Origin of the sequence: Mesorhizobium sp. M5C.F.Ca.ET.164.01.1.1, from assembly GCF_004792125.1 — a bacterium.
Classification (GTDB): Bacteria; Pseudomonadota; Alphaproteobacteria; order Rhizobiales; family Rhizobiaceae; genus Mesorhizobium; species Mesorhizobium wenxiniae.
This window is the reverse complement of sequence record NZ_SRTG01000530.1, coordinates 1-292: the sequence shown is the minus strand read 5'-3', so window position 1 is coordinate 292 and position 292 is coordinate 1. Positions and strand designations below refer to the sequence as shown.

At 69.5% G+C, this 292-nt stretch carries 1 protein-coding gene; it reads right to left on the bottom strand.

The window, feature by feature from the left end:
* Nucleotides 1-38: 38 nt before the first annotated feature.
* The coding region (locus EN807_RS34595; RefSeq protein ID WP_135938096.1) for a P-loop NTPase at nucleotides 39-292 on the bottom strand (254 nt) is incomplete at its 5' end.

Genomic DNA, 292 nt, shown 5'->3' with positions numbered 1-292 from the left:
CGGCGAGAAGGTCGGCGGCTGACCCTCGCGCCGAGGGATCACTCGAACACGATCGAGGGCACCGCGGCTTCCGCCGCGCCACGCTCCTCATTGACCCTGTCCCAGACCTTTGCCGCAATGTCGCGGTAGATCTTCGCCTCGGCGCCTTCCGGCTTCGAGACCACCACCGGCGCGCCGGCATCCGAGCTTTCGCGAATGCCCATTTCCAGCGGCACCTCGCCGAGGAAGGTGACGCCCAGCCGCTCGGCCTCGCGCCGCGCCCCGCCATGGCCGAAGATGTCGTAGCGCTTGC